Annotated in this window: 16 protein-coding genes and 1 pseudogene; 7 read left to right on the top strand and 10 right to left on the bottom strand. The window is 74.1% G+C overall.

Going from position 1 to position 18,876, the window contains the following annotated elements; translation table 11 throughout:
• Positions 1-120: 120 nt before the first annotated feature.
• Positions 121-1,218 carry an Lrp/AsnC family transcriptional regulator gene (locus ACZ7IF_RS37475; protein ID WP_470981290.1) on the bottom strand — a complete coding sequence of 366 codons (1,098 nt, stop codon included), beginning with the start codon at positions 1,216-1,218 and terminating at the stop codon, positions 121-123.
• A 128-nt stretch (positions 1,219-1,346) separates the two neighbouring features.
• Here ACZ7IF_RS37475 and ACZ7IF_RS37470 point away from each other — a divergent pair, with 128 nt between their 5' ends.
• Complete coding sequence (locus tag ACZ7IF_RS37470) at positions 1,347-3,377, top strand: ATP-binding protein (protein WP_470981289.1); 2,031 nt, start codon at positions 1,347-1,349, stop codon at positions 3,375-3,377.
• 132 nt (positions 3,378-3,509) lie between these two features.
• Entirely contained in the window at positions 3,510-4,577 is a 1,068-nt protein-coding gene (locus ACZ7IF_RS37465; RefSeq protein ID WP_470981287.1) for a saccharopine dehydrogenase, read from the top strand.
• Here ACZ7IF_RS37465 and ACZ7IF_RS37460 read toward each other — a convergent pair.
• The 5 genes from ACZ7IF_RS37460 to ACZ7IF_RS37440 form a co-directional block, all read right to left on the bottom strand.
• A complete protein-coding gene (locus ACZ7IF_RS37460; protein ID WP_470981285.1) occupies positions 4,574-5,185 on the bottom strand; it encodes a 3'-5' exonuclease in 612 nt (203 codons plus the stop codon). The genes ACZ7IF_RS37465 and ACZ7IF_RS37460 overlap by 4 nt on opposite strands.
• 40 nt (positions 5,186-5,225) lie before the next feature.
• A complete protein-coding gene (locus ACZ7IF_RS37455) occupies positions 5,226-6,506 on the bottom strand; it encodes a GDSL-type esterase/lipase family protein (RefSeq protein WP_470981284.1) in 1,281 nt (426 codons plus the stop codon).
• Positions 6,507-6,767: 261 nt separating this feature from the next.
• A complete protein-coding gene (aceB, locus tag ACZ7IF_RS37450) occupies positions 6,768-8,387 on the bottom strand; it encodes a malate synthase A (protein ID WP_470981282.1) in 1,620 nt (539 codons plus the stop codon).
• 251 nt (positions 8,388-8,638) lie between these two features.
• A complete protein-coding gene (locus ACZ7IF_RS37445; RefSeq protein ID WP_470981280.1) occupies positions 8,639-9,304 on the bottom strand; it encodes a nucleotidyltransferase family protein in 666 nt (221 codons plus the stop codon).
• Positions 9,247-9,468: a hypothetical protein gene (locus ACZ7IF_RS37440; protein WP_470981278.1), complete on the bottom strand. Its 222-nt coding sequence runs from the start codon at positions 9,466-9,468 to the stop codon at positions 9,247-9,249. Before ACZ7IF_RS37440 ends, ACZ7IF_RS37445 begins: the two co-directional genes overlap by 58 nt.
• An 89-nt stretch (positions 9,469-9,557) precedes the next feature.
• Between ACZ7IF_RS37440 and yczR the strand changes: the two genes are divergently transcribed.
• A complete protein-coding gene (gene yczR / locus ACZ7IF_RS37435; protein WP_470981276.1) occupies positions 9,558-11,045 on the top strand; it encodes a MocR-like transcription factor YczR in 1,488 nt (495 codons plus the stop codon).
• 45 nt (positions 11,046-11,090) lie between these two features.
• On the opposite strand, the gene ACZ7IF_RS37430 is transcribed toward yczR, so the two are convergent.
• The gene (locus ACZ7IF_RS37430) at positions 11,091-11,720 is read right to left on the bottom strand and encodes a response regulator (RefSeq protein ID WP_470981274.1); all 630 of its coding nucleotides are present in this window, start codon (positions 11,718-11,720) and stop codon (positions 11,091-11,093) included.
• Between the two features lie 2 nt (positions 11,721-11,722).
• Positions 11,723-12,919: a sensor histidine kinase gene (locus tag ACZ7IF_RS37425; RefSeq protein ID WP_470981272.1), complete on the bottom strand. Its 1,197-nt coding sequence runs from the start codon at positions 12,917-12,919 to the stop codon at positions 11,723-11,725.
• 134 nt (positions 12,920-13,053) lie between these two features.
• Between ACZ7IF_RS37425 and ACZ7IF_RS37420 the strand changes: the two genes are divergently transcribed.
• Entirely contained in the window at positions 13,054-14,142 is a 1,089-nt protein-coding gene (locus ACZ7IF_RS37420; RefSeq protein ID WP_470981270.1) for an ABC transporter permease, read from the top strand.
• Positions 14,139-14,858 (top strand): ABC transporter ATP-binding protein, encoded by a 720-nt coding sequence (locus ACZ7IF_RS37415; protein ID WP_470981268.1) that lies wholly within the window; start codon positions 14,139-14,141, stop codon positions 14,856-14,858. Before ACZ7IF_RS37420 ends, ACZ7IF_RS37415 begins: the two co-directional genes overlap by 4 nt.
• Before the next feature lie 105 nt (positions 14,859-14,963).
• Here the strand turns inward: ACZ7IF_RS37415 and ACZ7IF_RS37410 are convergent, their stop codons facing one another.
• Complete coding sequence (locus ACZ7IF_RS37410) at positions 14,964-15,767, bottom strand: IclR family transcriptional regulator (RefSeq protein WP_007267406.1); 804 nt, start codon at positions 15,765-15,767, stop codon at positions 14,964-14,966.
• A gap of 327 nt (positions 15,768-16,094) precedes the next feature.
• Between ACZ7IF_RS37410 and allB the strand changes: the two genes are divergently transcribed.
• Both allB and alc read left to right on the top strand, forming a co-directional pair.
• Positions 16,095-17,438 carry an allantoinase AllB gene (gene allB / locus ACZ7IF_RS37405; protein WP_470981266.1) on the top strand — a complete coding sequence of 448 codons (1,344 nt, stop codon included), beginning with the start codon at positions 16,095-16,097 and terminating at the stop codon, positions 17,436-17,438.
• Between the two features lie 2 nt (positions 17,439-17,440).
• The gene (gene alc / locus ACZ7IF_RS37400) at positions 17,441-18,568 is read left to right on the top strand and encodes an allantoicase (protein ID WP_470981264.1); all 1,128 of its coding nucleotides are present in this window, start codon (positions 17,441-17,443) and stop codon (positions 18,566-18,568) included.
• Positions 18,569-18,668: 100 nt separating this feature from the next.
• Here alc and ACZ7IF_RS37395 read toward each other — a convergent pair.
• A pseudogene (locus ACZ7IF_RS37395) lies at positions 18,669-18,788 on the bottom strand (SDR family oxidoreductase); the annotation flags it as partial.
• Positions 18,789-18,876: the final 88 nt, after the last annotated feature.

The following is an 18,876-nucleotide window of genomic DNA, read 5'->3' as shown; positions in this document are numbered from 1 at the left end:
ACCCGGCCGCCGGGCCGGGACCGGGCGCCGCGCGCGGCGGCGCGTACGTCACCCACTGCGGGTGTGGCGTGCGCGCCGCCGCGCGTCGGCGTGGCTCCCGCGCCCCACCCCGCACGGGCCCTACGCCGGCCCGTGCGGGCGGCCGGTCCCGTACGGCAGGGCCTCGTCCCAGGCCACCGGCGTCGTGTCCGTCCATATGTCCGGCCGGACCGTCCGTACCCGACGGCCCGTCCGGTCCAGCTCCTGCGCCTCCGACTTGCGCACGTGCAGGGCCACCACCGTGTCGGCCACGCGCAGCCCCGGCATCCTCCGCGTCAGGTCGGCGGTGTAGCGGGACAGTTCCTCCACGGTGCGCAGCCGGGCACCGATCATGAAGTTCCAGCGGCCGCTGACGGACATGCAGGTCCGGGTCTCGCGCAGCCCCGAGGCCACCGCCGCGCAGTCGGCCACCTCGTGCTCGGGCACCTCCGCCCACACCGTCGCGGACACCGGCCAGCCGGTCAGCCCCGAGGCCATCGCGCAGCTGTAGCGCAGGCTCTGCCCCGCCTCCAGGCGGCCCAGGCGGCGCCGTACGGTCGACTCGCTCATCCCCGACTCACGGGCCAGCGAGGCCACGCTGCGCCGCGCGTCCGCGGCCAGCGCCAGCACCAGCGGCCGGTCCTCCTCCGGCATCGGGGCGACCGGCGCCGGGGAGGCCGCGGCTCCCGCGCGGCGGCCGCGCCCGGTCAGCAGGCCGGTCTGGGCGGGCGTCAGCTGGTCCAGGCGCCAGCGGTCGGGGGAGGCGTGCACGGCCGTGACCACCGAGGAGCGGGTGGCGACCACCCCCGGCATCCGCTGCACCCGGAAGGAGAGGTACTGGTACAGCATGTGCAGATTCGGCACGGCGACGAAGGCCAGCAGGTCGCGGTCGCCCGTGGTGTGCTCCACGCCCATGGTGTGGGCATCGCCGGTCAGGGCCGCGCCCACCGCAGGAGCGGCGCCCGCCGCGCACGTCACCTCGACCCACGCCATACAGGGCGCCTGCGTGCCCGTACGCAGCCCGATGCCGGAGACCCAGGCGTCGCCGGCGGAGGTGAGCCGCTCCCAGCGGCGGGCGAGGGTCTCGGGACGCGCGCCGAGGACCTGTGCCAGGCGCTCCCAGCTGGCGCGGGGGGCGAGCTGGAGTGCGTGGACGAGCGCCCGGTCGGTGTCGTCGATGGCGGAAATGGCCGAGTTCATACCTTCCCCTGGTGGTTCTCCCGGCCATCGGCCGGCCAACCCTGCTTTCGGCTGATCATCTCTCCTCGTGGGCCCGGCCATGTCACCAGGCGGTCGAGTGGGCCTCGAGGAGAGCAGGAGGAGGACGTGTGGGGGACCCCGGCTCGAACCTGCGCCACGCGGTGCCGGCCGAACTGTCGAGCTTCGTGGGGCGGGAGCGCGAGCTCGCGCGCACCACGGCCCTGCTCGGCACGGAACGCCTGGTCAGCCTGGTCGGGCCAGCGGGAATAGGCAAGACGCGGCTGGCCGTGCGGACCGTCCGCGCCCTCGGCCGCACCGAGGGCGCCGATGTGGTGTGGGCCGACCTCGCGAGCCTGCCCGGACCGCTGCGGGGCACTCTGGCGCAGGAGCTGGAGCGGCGGCTCGAAGGCTGCGGGGCGCTGCTGGTGCTCGACGGCTGCGAGCGGCTCGGGGAGCACGCGGGGGTCCTGGCGGGCCGGCTGCTGGCTCGATTGCCCCGGGTGCGAATTCTGGCCACCTCGCAACGGACTCTCGGGTTCCACGAAGGGGTGGAGGTCGTTGTCCGCCCGCTTCCCCTGCCGCCGGAACCACCAAATCCGGCCAGTCGGCCCGCCGGTGACATCGCCGTCGGTGCCGGTTCCGACGGCGCCGACGGCGGCGGTGAGTGCGTCGATGCCGCCGAGGCCTCCGGCTACGCCTCCGTACGCCTCTACGCGGAGCGGGCGCGCGGCGCCGACCCCTCCTTCGAGCTCACCGACCGCAACGCCGCCGCCGTCGCCGCGCTGTGCCGCGCCCTCGACGGGATCCCCGGCGCGCTGGAGCTGGCCGCCGGGCGCGCCGGCCGCTACAGCCCGGCCGAGGCGCTGCGCAGGCTGACCGCCGACCCGCTCGGCTTCCTGGCCGAGGCAACGGGCCGGATCGGCGGGGCCGACGTCCTGCGCGCGCACCGGCCGTCCTCGCCGGGGGAGCGGCTGCTGTGGACGCGGCTGTCCGTCTTCGCGGGCTCCTTCGACGAGGCCGCCGTCGCGCAGGTCTGCGGCTTCGGCGAACTCGGCCCCGAGGACGCCGCCGAGACCCTGCGGCGGCTCGCCCCCGCGCTGCTCGCGGAGCCCGGGGAACCGGGCCGCTACCGGCTGCCCCTGTCCGTACGGGCCTACGAGGCCCGGCGGCTCGCGCACGCCCCCGGCACCGAAGCGGCGCTGGCCGAGCGCCGCCACCACGAGCGGTGCCGGGTCATCGCCGAACGGGCGGCCTGGCTGTGGCGGTCGGGGGCGCAGCCGCAGGCGCGCGCCCTGGCCCTGCGGGAGCTGCCCGAGCTGCGCCGCGCGATGGACCCGCTGTCCGAGGCCGGCCCGGCGGGGGCGCTGGAGGTCGCCGTGTCCCTCTGGTTCCTCTGGTCGGCCTGCGGGCTGGAGGCGGAGGGGCGCCGGCACCTGGAGCGGGCCCTCGCCCTGCACCCGGAGCCCCGGCCGGCCCGCGCGCTGTGCCTGGCGGCCTGTCTGGCCGCCGCCTTCGGCCGGGCGGGCGCCGCCGATCCGCTGCTGGTGGAGGCCTGGAGCGCGGCCGTGCTGGAGGGGGAGGACGCCGCGCTGGCCTACCTGGCGCACGCCCGGGGCACCGCGGCCCTGTGGCAGGACCGGCCCGGCGCGGCCGCCGACGAGTACCGGGAAGCCCTCGAACAGCTACCGCAGGACCCGGAGTTCGGACCGGGACGGGAGGCACTGCGGGCCGCCCTCGCGATGGCGCTCGCGCACACCGACCCGGCGTCCGTACCCGTCGGGGTCGGCGAACCGGGCACCCCCGCCGACCTGTGGGCCCGGTCCTGGTCCGACTACGCCCACGCGATCGTGCAGCGGCGCAAGGACCGCCCCGCGCTGGCCCGGACCCGGCTGGTGGCCGCCCTGGAGATCCAGCTGGCCCTCGGGGACCGGCTCGGCCAGGCCCTCTCGGCGGAGCTGCTGGCCGAACTGGAGGCCGGTCTCGGCCACTACGAGGAATCCGCGAAGCTGCTCGGCGCGGTCTCCGGCAACCGCCCGGCCGCCGCCTGCACCCCCCGCGCCGAGCGGACCCTGCGGGCCCGCATGACCCCGGAGGACTTCCGGGCGGCGCACGCGGAGGGTTCCCGGAGCACGCTGAGGGACCTGCTGCCGGAACTCTGAGCCGCAGGTCACCGCCTGGGGCGCGAGGTGCCCCCGGGCCCGGAGTTCCGGCGCCGGTCCGGCGTACCGCGTCAAGGACGCGGAAAGACATCGCATGAGCCCACCCCTTCCGACCGGACAGGTGGTACAGCGATGCCCGAGACCCCGCAGCTCTGGATGCGCAGCGAGACCCGGCCCACCGAACGGCGCGCCCCCCTGACCCCCGAGGACGCCGTGCGGCTCGTCCGGCAGGGCGTACGGATCACCGTGGAGGAGTCCGGCCACCGGGTCTTCCCGCTCGACGCCTACGAGGCCGCCGGCTGCCGCACCGCGCCGGCCGGCTCCTGGTCGCGGGCCGCGCCCGGGTCCGCGTACGTCCTCGGCCTGAAGGAGCTCCCGCCGACGCCCGAGCTCCTGCACCACCGGCACGTCTACTTCGGGCACGCCTACAAGGGCCAGGCCCAGGCTCCCGAGCTGCTGCGCCGGTTCGCGGCGGGCGGCGGGACCCTGCTCGACCTGGAGTACCTCGCCGACGCGCAGGGCCGCAGGCTGGCCGCCTTCGGCTACTGGGCCGGGTACGCGGGAGCCGCCCTGGCCGCGCTGCACGCCCGCGGCGCCCTCACGGCACCGCTGGCCCCGCTGCCCCGGCCCGAGCTGGACGCCCGGCTGCGCGCGGCGGCCCCCGACGGGCTGCGGGCGCTGGTCATCGGCGCGGGCGGCCGCAGCGGGCGCGGTGCCTGCGACGCCCTCACCACCGCCGGGATCCCGGTCACCCGCTGGGACCGCACCGCGACCCGCAGCCTGGACCGGGCCGCGCTGCTCGGCCACGACATCCTGGTCAACGCGGTGCTCACCACCCGGCCGGTACCGCCCTTCCTGACCCCGGCCGACCTGGAGGCCGCCCCCCGGCGGCTCTCGGTGATCGCCGACATCACCTGTGACACCGGATCAGAGCTGCACCTGCTCCCCGTGTACGACCGGCTGACCGACTGGACGGCCCCGGCGCGGCGGCTGCCGGGCGGGGGTCCGCCGGTGGACGTGATCGCCATCGACAACCTCCCGTCCCTCCTCCCGGCCGAGGCGGCCCGCGCCTTCTCGGCGGACCTCCTCCCCAAGCTCCTCGCCCTGCACGCGCCCTCCCCGGACCCGGACTGGCTCCGCTGCCGCGCGGCCTTCACCACGGCCCTGGCGGCCCTGACGGGCCCGGACCGCGCCGCCTAGACAGGCTGCGGGAGGTCCGGGTCCGGCTGCCAGAGCATCAGGTTGCTCATCAGCTCCGCCTGCTCGACCGCGTCGTCCAGCGCGTGGTGGGTGTGGCGGCGCCGCGAGCGCAGTTCGCGGGGCATCCGGCCCTTCACGGCCGCGCGCAGCGGGACCCGGGCCTTGGCCGCGTACAGGGTCTTCATGTCCAGGCAGCCGGAGTGGCCGAAGGGGCTGTCGTCGCCGAACTCGATCAGGTACCAGTACAGGAAGGTCCAGTCGAAGGAGGCAGGGTAGCCGCACATCACCGGCTGCGCCCCGGCGGAGACCTCCCGCACCCATGCCCGGAACTCCGCCATCGCCGCGGCCGGGTCGGCGCCCTCGCGGAGCAGGCGTTCGCGGTCCAGGCCGCTGACGGCGAGGGCGGCGTCCACGTACCGGTCGCTGATGGGGCGCAGCTCCCGGTAGAAGGTCTGCCGCTCCGGGTCGGCGGCCGTGTACACGGCCCCGTCCTGGCGGCCGGCGACGGCCGCGCCGAAGCTGATCATCGAATAGGGGCCGGGGATCGGGCCGTCGGCCTCGATGTCGACGGAGACGTAGAGACTGGGACGCGCGGGACGGGCTGCCATGGCCTGATCATGACAGCCCGCCCCGCGGTCCTCCTCCGAATTACGGAGCGGCCGTCAGGAACATGCCGGTGTGGTCGCCCCCGGCGGTGTTCTTGCAGCTGGAGGCCGAGTCCGCGGACTGGGCCACGGCCAGGGCCAGACAGCGGCCGACGGCCAGCTGCCCGAACCAGTTCGGGTGCATGGACTCCTGGATCAGGCCCTGCGACTCGTTGTTGTCGATCCAGCGGGCCCATTCGCTCGTCTTCCCCGAGGCGGGGACGGTGGAGCTGACCTGCTTGCTGGCCTTCGCGCAGACCTCACGGCCCTGGAGCATGTCGCGCAGGTCCAGGAACTGCACGCCCTTGGCCGCCGCGACGCCCTTGATGCGGTTCGCGATCTGCGGCACGAGCGAGTCCCGGGCCCAGTCGGAGTCCCGGTTCCAGAACGGGCAGCCGCCGGTGTTGAGCCGGCTCCAGTCGCTCTGGGTGTACCGGTTCTCCGCGCCCCGCGGGATCGGGGACGGGTAGGACTGGAGCACGATCCGGTACGAGGAGTCCGTGTACCCGGCCTGGCGCATCACGGCCCGGATCTCGTCGACCGACTTGCCGACGTCGGCCATCACGCCGTCGATCTTCTGGTCGACCCCGGCCTGCTGGTCGTCGTAGCAGTACGAGCCCCACAGGACGAAGTCGTACGCGCAGTCCTTGATGATGTCGGCGAAGCCGAGGTCGTTCCCGCCGATGGACAGGGCGATGACCTTCACGTTGCGGCTCGCGGCCACCGCCGCGAGCTGGTCGGCCTGCGGCGCCTCGCCCTTGTAGGCCACGCCCCCGTTGGAGGCGCGGAAGACGTTCTGCGAAACCGCCCCGGAGCAGGCCAGGTTCACCGCCGTCTCGGCGATGGCGCCGGCGCTCAGCACCTCGGCCGAGTCGGAGCGGTGGCACCCGCCCGCGGTGGTGCCGTAGACCTTGGCGGGATCGTAGGAACTGCCACTGACCCACGCCCGGTCGGTGCCGTTCCTGTTCCCGCTGTTGGTCAGGCTGTTGCCCTTCCAGCGTCCGGCCTCGCCGGAGATGTAGCTGTCGCCCATGGACACCACGGCGGTGGGTCCCGTCCCGGGCCCGGCCACGGCCGTCCCGGCCCCGCCGGCGAGCAGCGCGGCCGCGAGCGGCAGTACCATCCCGGCGCCGGCCAGTCGTCGCACACGACGCGGGGCGGCCCGGCCCTTGCCGGCCTTTCGGAATCCGATCACTGCGGAACTCCTGCGGTCGGCCACGCCGAAGTCGCCAACAACTTCGGTGCGTGGCTTGGAAAGTGGGGGTACCGCCGGCGCCGGTGGCATCGGAAAGGTGGCACGCGCCCACTTGTTACCGCTAGGTACAGTCACGTTACGATGCAGTAACGTCCGACCGGTCGGTCGGGTGCAGAGGCCGTTTCGGGCCGGGGCGGCGGGGGGTGAGGGCCGCCGTCCGGATTAGCGGGTGCGCACGCCCCGCTCGCGAAAACGGCTCCGCCCCCGGCGCCTTCGCGGCGGCGGGGGCGGAGCCGTGCTCGACTGCTGTGCGATTCAGCCGAAGAAGGTGGTGCAGGTCGTGAGGGAGGGTCAGCCGACCAGCTGGTCGTACGCGGGGAGGGTGAGGAAGTCCGCGTAGTCGGCGTCCAGGGAGACCTGGAGCAGGAGGTCGTGGGCCTGCTGCCACTTCCCGGCCGCGAAGGCCTCGTCGCCGACCTCGGCGCGGATCGCGTCGAGCTCCTCGGCGGCGATCTTGCGGGTCAGTTCGGCGGTGGCGCGCTCGCCGTTCTCGAACACGACTCCGGCGTTGATCCACTGCCAGATCTGGGAGCGCGAGATCTCGGCGGTGGCGGCGTCCTCCATGAGCCCGAAGATGCCGACGGCGCCGAGGCCGCGCAGCCAGGCCTCGATGTAGCGGGTGCCGACCTGGACCGCGTTGCGCAGGCCCTCGTAGGTGGGCTTGGCGTCCAGCGAGTCGATCGCGATCAGGTCGCCGGGCGCCACGGAGACGTCCTCGCGGAGGCGGTCCTTCTGGTTGGGCTTCTCGCCGAGGACGGCGTCGAAGGACGCCATGGCGATCGGGACCAGGTCGGGGTGGGCGACCCAGGAGCCGTCGAAGCCGTCGTTCGCCTCGCGGTCCTTGTCGGCCTTGACCTTCTCGAAGGCGACCCGGTTGGCCTCGGCGTCCTTGCGGGACGGGATGAAGGCCGCCATGCCGCCGATCGCGTGCGCGCCGCGCTTGTGGCAGGTGCGGACCAGCAGCTCGGTGTAGGCGCGCATGAAGGGGGCCGTCATCGTCACCGCGTTGCGGTCCGGCAGGACGAACTTCTCGCCGCCGTCCCGGAAGTTCTTGACGATGGAGAACAGGTAGTCCCAGCGGCCCGCGTTCAGGCCCGCCGCGTGGTCCTTGAGCTCGAAGAGGATCTCTTCCATCTCGTAGGCCGCGGTGATGGTCTCGATCAGGACGGTCGCGCGGACGGTGCCCTGCGGGATGCCCACGTAGTCCTGGGCGAAGACGAAGATGTCGTTCCAGAGGCGGGCCTCCAGGTGCGACTCCGTCTTCGGGAGGTAGAAGTACGGGCCCTTGCCGAGGTCGATCAGGCGCTGGGCGTTGTGGAAGAAGTAGAGGCCGAAGTCCACGAGGGAGCCGGAGGCCGGGCCGCCCTCGAAGCTGAGGTGGCGCTCCTCCAGGTGCCAGCCGCGCGGGCGCATGACCACGGTCGCGAGCTGGTCGGCGGGCCCCAGGGCGTACGCCTTGCCGGTGCGGGCGTCGGTGAAGTCGATGCGGCGCTCGTAGGCGTCGATGAGGTTGAGCTGGCCGAGGACGACGTTCTCCCAGGTGGGAGCCGAGGCGTCCTCGAAGTCGGCGAGCCAGACCTTGGCGCCCGAGTTGAGGGCGTTGATGGTCATCTTGCGGTCGGTCGGACCGGTGATCTCCACGCGGCGGTCGTTCAGGGCGGCCGGGGCCGGCGCGACCTTCCAGTCGCCCTCGCGGACCTGTGCGGTGTCCGGGAGGAAGTCGAGCGTGGAGGTGCGGGCGATCTCGGCGCGCCGCTCGCCGCGTCGGGCGAGGAGCTCGGCGCGGCGGGGGGCGAACCGCCGGTGGAGCTCGGCCACGAAGGCGAGAGCCGCTTCGGTGAGGACTTCGTCCTGCCGGGGCAGGGGCTCGGCGTCGACGATGGCCAGCGGGGACGGCGCTGGTGCGGACATATCTGTCACTCCTTCAGCGGCGGTGCCTGGCGGCCGCGGGGAATGCTCGCGCGAGACGGCACGCAGTGCCGTCGGGTGTGGAGAGTTCCGGGTAACGGTCGCGGGCGCCGTCTGGGGGTTCAGGGCGCTTCTGACCAGTGGATAGTAATTTCCTCATGGTGGAAGTTCAATGGTTTGTTGATGTCGAGATTCTCTGAGTCGACAGATTCCGCTTGCCGGTGGCCCTCAGTGCCATCGCGGTCACGCCCCGCTCAGTCCAGACGTGCCAGGTCGGGCGGGGTGTCGATGTCGAAGGCGGCCGCGACGTCCCCGCACTCCACCAGCATGACCTCGGCGGCGTGGTTCTTCAGGTGGACGCGCGCACCCTGGTCCCCGGTCGCGGTCGCCGAGATGTCCGCCCAGCGGTCCGCCCCGAACAGCACGGGATGCCCGCGCTCCCCGTCGTACGCCGCCGCCACCAGGCTCGACGGCGACCGGTACGCCTCCCGCACCCGGGCCACCGCCGCCGGGCCGATGCCCGGCTGGTCCACCAGCGACACCAGGGCCGCGCGGGCCCCCGTACCGGCCAGGGAGGCGAGGCCGACCCGCAGCGAGGAGCCCATCCCCTCGGCCCAGTCCGGGTTGTCCACGACCACGCAGCCCGCCAGGTCGGCGCGCTCGCGCACCTCCGCGGCCGAGGCCCCGAGCACCACGTGCACCGGCCCGCAGCCGGCCTCGCGCAGCACGCGCACGGCGTTCTCGACGAGCGGGCGCCCGCGGTAGGTGAGCAGGGCCTTGGGCCGCCCGCCCAGCCGCCGCCCGCCGCCGGCGGCCAGGAGCAGGCCGGCGATGACCGGCGGGGTCTCCCCGGGCGCGGACGTCACAGGGGCAGGGGGCCGGCCGGGGACGGCTTCGCGGGAGTGTTCGACTGCTGACATGTCGGCGATTCTCGCCGCCCCTTCCCCCGAACGGGTGGCAGCCCCGCCAGCAGCCGCCGTACGGAGGCCAGCGCGGCCCCGATCCGCAGCGGCTCGGAGATCCGGTTCTCGGCGGCGGCCGCCAGGGCCCGTTCGTCACGATCGGTGAAGAGGTCGTACGGCATCGTGGAGCACTCCTTGCCAATCGGGGGCCAATACCGCGAGTCTGGACCCGGATTGGCCTGGCTGGCAGAGCCAATCAGGGGAGGTTGGCATGGCAAACGGGCGAGTGGTCCATACGGCGGACAGGACGATCGGCAGCCGTCAGCTCGCGGCACTGCTCCCGCCCGAGGTGCTGGCCCGCCCCGGCTACCGGGCCCTGGCCGACGCGGTCCGCACCCTGGTCCTCGACGGCCGGATCGCCCTGCACGTCCGGCTGCCCGCCGAGCGCGAGCTCGCCGAGGCGGTCGGCGCCAGCCGCGCCACCGTCACCGCCGCCTACGACCTGCTCCGCGAGAGCGGCTACGTACGCAGCCGGCGAGGCTCCGGCACCTGGACCGAGCTCCCCGACGGGCACGGGCCCGTCGGCGCCCACGCGCTGCTCGGCGCCGGCGGCCACAGCGCCGACGGGGAGCCCGGCATCGACCTCGCCATCGCCGCGATGGGAGCCCCGGACGGCAGCCTCGCCGAAGCCCTCGCCCGGGCCGCCCCGAGGCTGCCCGGACTCACCCGCACCCCCGGCTACCACCCCTTCGGGCTGCCCGACCTGCGCGCGGCCGTCGCGGACCGCTTCACCCGGCGAGGACTGCCCACCCGCCCCGAGCAGATCCTGGTCACCGCCGGGGCCCAGCAGGCCTTCGCCCTCGTGGTCAGCCTGCTCTGCCGGCCCGGGGACCGGGTCGTCACCGAGAACCCCACCTATGCCAACGCCCTCGACGCCCTGCGCCACGCCCGCCTGCGCACCGGGTCCATCGCCGTCTCCGACAGCGGCTGGGACATGGAGATCGCCGAGTCCACGCTGCGCCAGACCGTGCCCCGCCTGGCGTACGCGGTCCCGGACTTCCACAACCCGACGGGCGCCCTGATGCCGCAGGAGCAGCGGCTGCGGCTGCTCGCGGCTACCAGGGCCACCGGTACCTGGCTGGTGGTCGACGAGACCATCGCCGACATCGCCCTCGACGTGCCCGCCCCGGCGCCGCTGGCCTCGCTCGCCCCCCGGTCGGGCGCCGACCACGTGATCACCATCGGCTCGCTGAGCAAGACGCACTGGGGCGGCCTGCGGGTGGGCTGGGTCCGGGCCACCGCGAAGCTGATCGCCGAGCTGACCGCCGTACGGGTCTCCGCGGACATGACCGGCTCCGTACTCGACCAGGTGGTGGCGCTCCCGCTGCTGGAGGGCCTGGACCGGACCCTGCCCGACCGGCTGGCGCAGCTGCGCGCCCAGCGGGCGGCCCTGGTGTCCGCGCTCCAGCGGCACACCCCCGAGTGGTCCTGGCAGCTGCCGCCGGGCGGCCTCTCCCTCTGGGTGGACCTCGGCGAGCCGGTCAGCTCGGCCCTCGCGGAACGCGCCGCTGCCGCCGGGGTGCACATCGGGCGCGGGGCCCGCTTCGGGGTCGACCCGGGCACCTTCGAGCACCGCCTGCGGATCCCGTACACCCTGCCGGCCGACCGCCTGGAGGAGGGCGTACGCCGCCTCGCGGCGGCCTTCCACGACGGCGTTCCGCTGGCTCCGGGGGTCGAGCGGCCGTACTGGGTGGCGTGAGCCGCGGCCCTGCCGGGCCCGCCCGGAGTACGCGGCGCCCGCCCGCTACGGCGTCCGGATCAGCCGGCGGGTGGCGGCCGCGGCGACGGCGGAGGTGCGCGAGTCGACGCCGAGCTTGGCGTAGACGTGCACCAGGTGGGACTTGACCGTGGCCTGGCTGAGGAAGAGCCGCTTCGAGATCTGCTGGTTCGACAGCCCGTCCGCGACCAGCTGGAGCACCTCCAGCTCCCGTTTCGTCAGCGCCTCCGCCGGGGTGCGCATCCGGTCCATCAGCCGCAGCGCCACCGCCGGGGCCAGCGCCGACTGGCCGGCCGCCGCCGTGCGGACCGCCGCCGCCAGCTCTTCCGGCGGGGCGTCCTTCAGCAGGTAGCCCGAGGCGCCCGCCTCCACCGCCGCCAGGATGTCGGCGTCCGTGTCGTAGGTGGTCAGCACCAGCACCCGGGGTGCGCCGGGCCGCGCGGCGATCGCCGCCGTGGCCGCCGAGCCGTGCATCCCGGCCCCGAACTGGAGGTCCATCAGGACGACGTCCACCGGCTCGGAGGCGGCCAGTTCCACCGCCCGCTCCGCCGTCGCCGCCTCCGCGACCACCGCGAAGTCCGGCTCGGTGTCCAGCACCGCGCGCAGCCCGGCGCGGACCACGGGGTGGTCGTCGGCGAGCAGGAGCCGGATGGTCATGGTCAGGCCTCCACGGGCAGCGGCAGGGTGACGGCCACGGCGGTGCCCTGGCCCGGGTCGGACTCCACGGTGAACAGCCCGCCCAGCGACCCGGCCCGCGCCCGCATCGCGGGCAGGCCGAAGCCGCCCTCGCCGGAGGCGGCGCCGGCGGGGTCGAAGCCCCGGCCGTCGTCGACCACGTCCAGGGTGACCGAGCCGTCCATGAAGGTCAGGGTGATCTCCGCCCGCCCGGCACCCGCGTGCCGCACCACATTGGCCAGCGCCGACTGGGCGATCCGCAGCAGGGCCACCTCGTACGGGGTGGGCAGCACCCGGGGGGTGCCGCTGACGGAGAAGCGCACGCGCGGGCCCGGGGCCCCCGAGCACAGCCGCTCCAGCGCCGCCGCCAGCGAGCCGTGTTCCAGGTCCGGGGGAGTCAGGGCGCGTACGAAGCGGCGCGCCTCGGCGAGGTTGTCCTGCGCGGCCCCGCGGGCCCGGGCGATGTGTCCGGCGGCCGGCGCGTCCTCGGGCAGCGCCCGCTCGGCCGCCCGCAGCAGCAGCTGGATGGAGGACAGGCCCTGGGCCAGGGTGTCGTGGATCTCCCGCGCGAGCCGCTCCCGCTCCGCGAGGATCCCCGCGCCCCGCTCGGCCGCCGCCAGCTCGGCCCGGGTGGCGATGAGCTCCTCGATCAGCTCGCGGCGGCGTTCGCTCTCGCGGTACAGGGCCTGGTAGCCCAGCACCGTGGCGACGGCCACCGCCCCGCCCAGCAGCGGCCCGAGGAAGGCCCCGGGGTTGACGGAGCCGCCGTGCGCGAGGCCGCTGTGTCCGAAGAAGGCGCCGATGGCCGCGCAGGCGGTGACCGCGACGGCCGCCACGCCCCAGCGCAGCCGCAGCAGGTGCAGCTCCAGGAAGTACAGCGGGAAGGCGATCCACACCCCGTCGGGGGAGACGGCCAGCAGGGCGGCCCACACCGCGCCCACCCCGGCCAGCCACACTCCGGCGGCCCGTGCCGAGCGGTGCACGGCGGGGGCCCGTACGCCCGCCGCGTAGACGGCGGCCAGCAGGACGCAGAGGCCGGTCACCCACCCGGCGCGCGGCGCGGAGTCGGCGACGGCCCGCGCACAGGCCAGCGCGAGCAGCCCGAGGAACAGCGCGTGCAGGCACAGCCGCAGCACGCGGGTGACGGGGGTCAGAGGGCGGGAGGGCAGTGCGGAAGACATCGTCCGACCAGCGTAAGCGGGCGGTCCGGGCCCCCGGTCAACCGAAAGTTTGATGTCCGGATGCCACCTTCGACAGCAGGATGCCTACCGTGGCGCGATGCCCCGGGCCCGCGTGCGACACCAAGGTGGGGGACATGTTCGTCGCATGGAGAGATCTACGGTTCGCCAAGGGCCGTTTCGCCCTCATGGGCTCGGTCGTACTGCTGATCACGCTGCTGGTCGGCCTGCTGTCGGGGCTCACCTCCGGGCTGGCCCGGGAGAACATCTCGGCCGTCACCGGGCTGCCCGCCTCGCACCTGGCCTTCGCGGCGCCCGCCGGGGACCAGAAGGTCTCCTTCACCCAGTCCCAGCTGCCCGAGGGCGCCTGGAAGGCCTGGCGGGGGCAGCCCGGGGTCAAGGCCGCCCAGCCGCTCGGCATCCGCACCACCAACGCCGTCGCGGGTGAGCGCACCGCCGCCGTCTCCGTCTTCGGCGTCGAGCCGGCCGGCCGGCTCGCACCCGCCGGGGCGGGGCTCGGCCAGGGCCGGGCGGTCCTCACCGAGAAGGCGGCCAAGGAGCTCGGCGGGCTCACCGCCGGGAGCCGGGTCAGGATCGGGACGCTGGAGCTGACCGTCGCCGCCGTCTCGGGCACGGCCGCCTACAGCCACACCCCGGTCGTCTGGGCGGACCTGAACGACTGGCAGCGCGTCGGCAACCCCGGCACCTCCCCGGACACCGTCGCCACCGTCATCGCCCTCGACGGCTCCGGGGACACCGACTGGGCGGCCGGCGACGAGGCGGCGGGCACGAAGACCCGGACGGTCGAGGAGGCCCTGGGCGCCATAGGGTCCTACCAGGCCGAGAACGGCTCGCTCCAGCTGATGCGCGGCTTCCTCTTCGCCATCTCCGCCCTGGTCATAGGGGCCTTCTTCACCGTCTGGACGATCCAGCGCAGCGGTGACATCGCGGTGCTGAAGGCGCTGGGCGCCTCCACCCCGTACCTGCTCAAGGACGCCCTCGGCCAGGCCGTGGTCATGCTGGGGATCGGCACCGGGGCCGGTACCGCGCTCGCGGCCGGCATCGGCGCCCTGATCAGCGGCGGCGACGTGCCCTTCGTCCTGGACGCCGCCACCGTGCTGGCCCCCGCCGCGATCATGATCGTGCTCGGCGCGCTGGGCGCGGCCCTGTCCATCCGGCGGATCACCGCCGTCGACCCGCTGACCGCCCTGGGGAGCGCCCGATGACCCTGCTCGTTGACGACGTCACGCTCACCTACCCCGACGGGGACGGCCGCCTCACCGCGCTCGACGCGGTGTCCCTGGAGGTGCCCGCGGGCTCCCTGACCGCGATCGTGGGGCCCTCCGGCTCCGGGAAGTCCAGCCTGCTGGCCGTGGCGGCCACCCTGGTCACCCCGGACTCAGGCCGGGTCGTGGTCGCGGGCCGGGACACCAGCCGGCTCGGGCCCGCCGAGAAGTCGGCGCTGCGCCGGGAGCGGATCGGCATCGTCTTCCAGCAGCCGAACCTGCTGGCCTCGCTGACCGCCGTCGAGCAGCTCCAGGTGATGGCCCACGTCTCGGGCCGACCCTCCCGGCAGCTGCGCCGCCGCGCCCTGGAGCTGCTGGACGCGGTGGGCCTGGCCGACAAGGCCGACAGGCGCCCGCACCAGCTGTCCGGCGGCCAGCGCCAGCGCGTGAACATCGCCCGGGCGCTGATGAACGAGCCGGCCGTGTTGCTGGTGGACGAGCCGACCAGCGCCCTCGACCACGAGCGCGGCGCGGCGGTCCTCGACCTGCTGGTCGCCCTCACCCGCGAGCGCTCCACCGCCACGGTGCTGGTCACGCACGACCGCGCCCACCTGGACCGGATGGACCGTACGGCGGTCATGGCCGACGGCCGCCTCACCCCCGGTACGCCGGCCGCCCCCGCCGAACCGCCGTCCGCGTCCGTCCCGGCGGCCTGAGCACGCGTACGAGTCCGCGTACGCGGGCACCCGGGCCCGCACACGCGAGAGCCCCGGCACCCCCACAGGGGGAGGGTGCCGGGGCTCTCGTCGTGCCTGCGGGGCCTACGCCGGGGTCTGGCTCTGCAGGGCCACCGACAGCTCGGCGGCGACACCCTGGAGGATCGGCACGAAGGACTCGGCCACCGCCTGCGTCACCCGGCCCGCCGGACCGGAGATGGAGATCGCGGCGGCGGTCGGCGAGTCGGGCACCGACACGGCCAGGCAGCGGACTCCTATTTCCTGCTCGTTGTCGTCGACCGCGTAGCCCACCCTGCGGACCTGCTCCAGGGCCTCCAGGAAGCCCTCGGGGGTGGTGATGGTCTTCTCGGTCGCGGCGGGCATCCCCGTGCGCGCCAGCAGGGCGCGGACCTCGTCGGCCGGGGTGTGCGCGAGCAGCGCCTTGCCCACGCCGGTGGAGTGCGGCAGGACGCGGCGGCCGACCTCGGTGAACATGCGCATGGAGTGCTTGGACGGCACCTGGGCGACGTAGACGATCTCGTCGCCGTCGAGCAGGGCCATGTTCGCGGTCTCCCCGGTCTCCTCGACCAGACGGGCGAGGTAGGGGCGGGCCCAGGTGCCGAGCAGCCGCGACGCGGACTCGCCGAGGCGGATGAGGCGGGGGCCGAGGGAGTACCGTCGGTTGGGCTGCTGCCGGACGTACCCGCAGGCGACGAGGGTGCGCATCAGGCGGTGGATGGTCGGCAGCGGCAGGCCGCTGGCGGCCGAGAGCTCGCTGAGGCCGACCTCGCCACCGGCATCGGCCATGCGTTCGAGCAGATCGAAGGCGCGCTCAAGGGACTGGACGCCACCGCCGCCGGCGGTGGGCTTGGCGGAAGCGTCGGTGGTGCTGGCGCTGGACGTCGGCACGGCGCGGTCCTTTCGGTGCTGGCAGGCAAGGGAGCAGCCTACCGGTCGGTCGACGTCGGCCCTAGAGCCGGGCCCTCGCCGTCATCGCCGGTCAGAGGTGGTTTGTCCTGGTGGTGGACGTCCTCGGGAAGTTACCCGCCCGAACCCCGGTGGTGGTAGCTACATTCTGGATAGTGAAATCTTAATTCCATCCTGTGGAAACATCCAATTGGGGCGCGAGCGTGTCAGCGGTCCGTCCGGGCGCTCTTGACTGGCCCCGGATCGGGGTGAAGACTCCGTCAACAGAACGTTGAATTTCGCTCTGTGGAAGTAGATGGGGAGGTTCCGGTGGCCGAAGCGGCAGTGGAACTGGTACTGCGCTCGACGCGCGTCATCACCCCCGAGGGGACGCGCGCCGCCTCGGTGGCCGTCGCCGGCGGGAAGATCGCGGCCGTGCTTGCGTACGACGCCGAGGTACCGGCCGGAGCCCGGCTGGAGGACTTCGGCGACGACGTCCTGCTCCCTGGTCTGGTGGACACCCACGTCCACGTGAACGACCCGGGCCGCACCGAGTGGGAGGGCTTCTGGACGGCCACCCGCGCCGCCGCGGCCGGGGGCATCACCACCATCGTCGACATGCCGCTCAACTCGCTGCCGCCGACCACCACGGTCGGCAACCTCCGCGTCAAGCAGGAGGTCGCCCGGACCAAGGCGCACGTGGACGTCGGCTTCTGGGGCGGCGCCCTGCCGGACAACGTCAAGGACCTGCGTCCGCTGCACGACGCCGGCGTCTACGGCTTCAAGTGCTTCCTGTCGCCCTCGGGCGTGGACGAGTTCCCGCTGCTCGACCAGGAGCAGCTGGCCACCTCGCTCGCCGAGATCACCGGCTTCGGCGGCCTGCTGATCGTGCACGCCGAGGACCCGCACCACCTGGAGTCCGCCCCGCAGAACCCGGGCCCCAAGTACGCCGACTTCCTGGCCTCCCGCCCCCAGGACGCCGAGAACACCGCGATCCAGAACCTCATCGCCCAGGCGAAGCGGCTGAACGCCCGCGTGCACGTCCTGCACCTGTCCTCCGCCTCCGCGCTGCCGCTGATCGCCGCGGCCAAGGCCGAGGGCGTGCAGATCACGGTCGAGTCCTGCCCGCACTTCCTCACCCTCACCGCCGAGGAAGTCCCGGACGGCGCCACCGAGTTCAAGTGCTGCCCGCCCATCCGCGAGGCCGCCAACCAGGACGTCCTGTGGGACGCGCTCGCCGACGGCACCATCGACTGCATCGTCTCCGACCACTCGCCCTCCACCGCGGACCTGAAGACCGGCGACTTCGCCACCGCGTGGGGCGGCATCTCCTCCCTCCAGCTGGGCCTCCCCGCCATCTGGACCGAGGCCCGCAAGCGCGGCCGCACCCTCGAAGAGGTCGCGCGCTGGATGTCCACCGCCCCGGCCGCGCTGGCGGGCCTGGCGGCCAAGGGTGCCATCGAGGCCGGCCGTGACGCCGACTTCGCCGTCCTGGCCCCCGAAGAGACCTTCACCGTGGACCCGGCCGAGCTGCACCACCGCAACCAGGTCACGGCGTACGCGGGCAAGACCCTGCACGGCGTCGTGAAGTCCACCTGGCTGCGCGGCACGCAGATCGCCGACCACGGGACCCCGACCGAGCCCACGGGCCTCCTCCTTGAAAGGCAGAACTGACAGTGGCACAGCGTTCGACTGGATCGGCTTCCTTCACCGGTAACGCGAACCCGTACGGGGGCGGCGACCCGTACGCGGACTACCGCACCGCGGAGTTCCCCTTCACCCAGTACGCGAACCTCGCCGCCCGCGAGCTGGGCGCCGGTGTCATCGCCGCCAACGACGAGTTCTTCGCCGAGCGCGAGAACCTGCTGATCGCCGAGGCCGGCCACTTCGACCCCGAGCACTTCGGGCACAAGGGCAAGGTCATGGACGGCTGGGAGACCCGCCGCCGCCGCGGCGTGTCCGCCGAACAGCCCTGGCCGACCGCCGAGGACCACGACTACGCCCTGATCCGCCTCGGCGCCCCCGGCGTCATCCGCGGCATCGTCGTCGACACCGCCCACTTCCGCGGCAACATGCCGCAGGCCGTGTCGATCCAGGGCACGTCCGTCGAGGGCTCCCCGACCGAGGCCGAGCTGCTCTCCGACGACGTCAAGTGGACGACCCTCGTCGAGCGCACCCCGGTCGGCGGCCACGCGGCCAACGGCTTCGAGGTCAACGTCGAGCAGCGCTTCACGCACCTGCGCCTGAACCAGCACCCGGACGGCGGCATCGCCCGCCTGCGCGTCTACGGCGAGGTCCGCCCCGACCCGAAGTGGCTCGCCGTGCTGGGCACCTTCGACGTCGTCGCCCTGGAGAACGGCGGCTCGGTCGAGGACGCGTCCAACCGCTTCTACTCCCCGCCGACCAACACCATCAACCCGGGCCGCTCCCGCAAGATGGACGACGGCTGGGAGACCGCCCGCCGCCGCGACAACGGCAACGACTGGATCCGCTACCAGCTCGTCGCCGAGTCCGAGATCCGCGCCGTGGAGATCGACACCGCCTACCTCAAGGGCAACTCGGCCGGCTGGGCCTCGCTGTCCATCAAGACGGGCGAGGAGGGCGAGTGGACGGAGTTCCTGCCCCGCACCCGCCTGCAGCCCGACACCAACCACCGCTTCGTGCTGGACGCCCCGGCGGTCGGCACCCACGTGCGGATCGACATCTTCCCGGACGGCGGCTTCTCCCGCCTGCGCCTGTTCGGTTCGCTGACGGAGGGCGGCGCGGCCGCGCACGCCGCCCGTCACCAGGAGCTGGGCGGCTGATCCGCTCCGCCTCGTGACCCGCCCCGGGGGCCGACACCCCCGGGGCCCGGGCACGGCCCTGTGGGGCGCACCGCACGCGGTGCGCCCCACAGGCGTTCCCTCACGCGGCGTGGCCGCCGTCCACCGAGAACTCCGCCCCGGTGACGTACGCGGAGTCCGGCCCGGCGAGGAAGGACACCATGGCGGCCGCCTCCCCGGGGGTGCCGTCGCGCCCTAAGGCGTGTCTGATAATTGATCTTGTGGCAGGTCGAGGTGAGTTGACGGACGCGGCGTGGGAGCGAATAGAGCCCTTGTTGCCGCAGGTGGAC

It is taken from the genome of Streptomyces sp. NPDC037421 (genome assembly GCF_055602105.1).
Note: the sequence above shows the minus strand (reverse complement) of the source record. Positions and strands in the feature narration are given on the sequence as shown.

Bases quoted from the DNA above. Each gene is read 5' to 3' on its own strand.
- ACZ7IF_RS37415 (WP_470981268.1), top strand. From the start codon at position 14,139: ATGACCCTGCTCGTTGACGACGTCACGCTCACCTACCCCGACGGGGAC.
- ACZ7IF_RS37430 (WP_470981274.1), bottom strand. From the start codon at position 11,720: ATGACCATCCGGCTCCTGCTCGCCGACGACCACCCCGTGGTCCGCGCC.
- ACZ7IF_RS37445 (WP_470981280.1), bottom strand. From the start codon at position 9,304: ATGTCAGCAGTCGAACACTCCCGCGAAGCCGTCCCCGGCCGGCCCCCT.
- ACZ7IF_RS37455 (WP_470981284.1), bottom strand. From the start codon at position 6,506: ATGCCACCGGCGCCGGCGGTACCCCCACTTTCCAAGCCACGCACCGAA.
- aceB (WP_470981282.1), bottom strand. From the start codon at position 8,387: ATGTCCGCACCAGCGCCGTCCCCGCTGGCCATCGTCGACGCCGAGCCC.
- ACZ7IF_RS37460 (WP_470981285.1), bottom strand. From the start codon at position 5,185: ATGGCAGCCCGTCCCGCGCGTCCCAGTCTCTACGTCTCCGTCGACATC.
- ACZ7IF_RS37440 (WP_470981278.1), bottom strand. From the start codon at position 9,468: ATGCCGTACGACCTCTTCACCGATCGTGACGAACGGGCCCTGGCGGCC.
- yczR (WP_470981276.1), top strand. From the start codon at position 9,558: ATGGCAAACGGGCGAGTGGTCCATACGGCGGACAGGACGATCGGCAGC.
- ACZ7IF_RS37465 (WP_470981287.1), top strand. From the start codon at position 3,510: ATGCCCGAGACCCCGCAGCTCTGGATGCGCAGCGAGACCCGGCCCACC.
- ACZ7IF_RS37420 (WP_470981270.1), top strand. From the start codon at position 13,054: ATGTTCGTCGCATGGAGAGATCTACGGTTCGCCAAGGGCCGTTTCGCC.
- ACZ7IF_RS37425 (WP_470981272.1), bottom strand. From the start codon at position 12,919: ATGTCTTCCGCACTGCCCTCCCGCCCTCTGACCCCCGTCACCCGCGTG.
- ACZ7IF_RS37475 (WP_470981290.1), bottom strand. From the start codon at position 1,218: ATGAACTCGGCCATTTCCGCCATCGACGACACCGACCGGGCGCTCGTC.